The organism is Bacillus sp. UNC437CL72CviS29 (genome assembly GCF_000482345.1).
Lineage (GTDB): Bacteria > Bacillota > Bacilli > Bacillales > Bacillaceae_G > Bacillus_A > Bacillus_A arachidis.
The window spans coordinates 1-1,536 of sequence record NZ_AXVB01000048.1 but is presented as its reverse complement, the minus strand read 5'-3'; the positions used below and the strand labels follow the sequence as shown (position 1 = coordinate 1,536).

The following is a 1,536-nucleotide window of genomic DNA, read 5'->3' as shown; positions in this document are numbered from 1 at the left end:
ATTCCTCATTAGACGCCTGCCATAAATCCCGTCCGTCTTCCGTTTTGAAAACGTTACGACGGATTAGCGCCTCGATGTAGATTTCTTTCAGTAATGGATCGTTTAATTGCATTTCGTTTGTTTATTCGGCCTCCTTTACCTACCTCTGTTGGGTACATTTACCGCTAATAATTCCAGAAAATTCGTGTTATCATTTAATTATCGAGCGGACATTACTCGAGACGTCTTCCCAAAAGACACATTTACTCCATCCCTTTTGAATCTCTGTCGCTACAGAGGTTCTTTTTTCTACGTTTTCGACATGTATCGTTATGAATTTTCTCAATACGATACATATAGCCTTCGACCGACAAGAATGTTAATATATGGATACATCTTTTCTTTTGACCTATATTCTTAGGTCTTTTTTTCTGACCGTTACCTTATATCTGCGTTAGTTACCACCTATCCTATCGATAACACCTTGTAATTAATCCATTCGTAGATTTCTAGGATTTTGTCTACGTATTTGACCGTAAAATTTACATTAGTCTATACGTCAGTAGCCTTTTGTTACCTGTCGTTCTTGTTGACGTTCAATTACTCCGGTTACACTACCGATACTGCACTCGACTTTCTATTTAACGCCTTTTAACGTGTGCATAACCGACTGTAATACCGCTTGATCATCCTTTGCCTTACGTCGTTCTTTACGAATGCGTTTCAGTTCTTTCGACAAGTGATTGCCACGTGCTGTAGTAAACGCCTCAATTTCGATAGTGTGTAAGATAGCTTGCTGCGCTAAATCTGTTTGTGACTTACGTTGATTCGTTTGTTGCATATCGGACTCTAGTGATTCTAGTTCCGTTAAGATGCGTTGTAATCGTTTCGTTACATCTCTCATCGTAAACACCTCCGTTTATTAATTCGTTTTATTTATATAAACCGTTACTACTTTTAAAACCTGACGATTTCACTTCATTCATCGTATCCAATCATCTATTAGCGGAGTTCTTTTATATAAGTAATTACCGCCGAATATACTAATGATGGAAGGATATTTCGTTAGAAATAGACTTCAAGGTTTGGTCTCTTAATCTTTTTCTTGTTAAAAGATAGTTCTTGTTAAGAGTTAGTTCTTGTTAGTGTGAACTACAACCATGTGTGGAAGTCGCCATATGTGGTTACGCGTCACATGGACTAATAGCTTCCGGCTCATTTCCGAATATCGTCAGCTGGCTAATCGGTAGAATCGTATAAACCGTATTCTCCCATTGTTGCGTACGCTCGTGTCTACGTCTTTCCTTAACGACTAATGGCTTTCCATCCCATCGATACTCGCATAGCTTTTTGCTGCGTCTATTGGCGCTCTCACGGCTTATATTGAGTCGTTTAGCAATCATTGTCTTGCGTTGGGTAACATTCGCCATCTTCGTCCATGAATGACGCTAGTACGCAAAGAGTCGTCCATCTTTCCGGACCTAAGTCCGCTATTAAACCGGAGTGTACTGCGTCGACATACATCTTTAGAAAGATACGTGTCTCTCGCTTTCCGCT

The 1,536-nt window shown here is 39.7% G+C and carries 2 protein-coding genes; both read right to left on the bottom strand.

Translation table 11 applies throughout. The features are described 5' to 3' along the window. Positions 1 to 112 (bottom strand): Fur-regulated basic protein FbpA (gene fbpA, locus M014_RS29405; protein ID WP_155924360.1); only part of this gene is annotated, 112 nt, incomplete at its 3' end. Between the two features lie 504 nt (positions 113 to 616). After that, positions 617 to 883 carry a hypothetical protein gene (locus tag M014_RS27395; RefSeq protein ID WP_231503988.1) on the bottom strand — a complete coding sequence of 89 codons (267 nt, stop codon included), beginning with the start codon at positions 881 to 883 and terminating at the stop codon, positions 617 to 619. Positions 884 to 1,536 lie beyond the last annotated feature (653 nt).

Bases quoted from the DNA above. Each gene is read 5' to 3' on its own strand.
- M014_RS27395 (WP_231503988.1), bottom strand. From the start codon at position 883: ATGAGAGATGTAACGAAACGATTACAACGCATCTTAACGGAACTAGAA.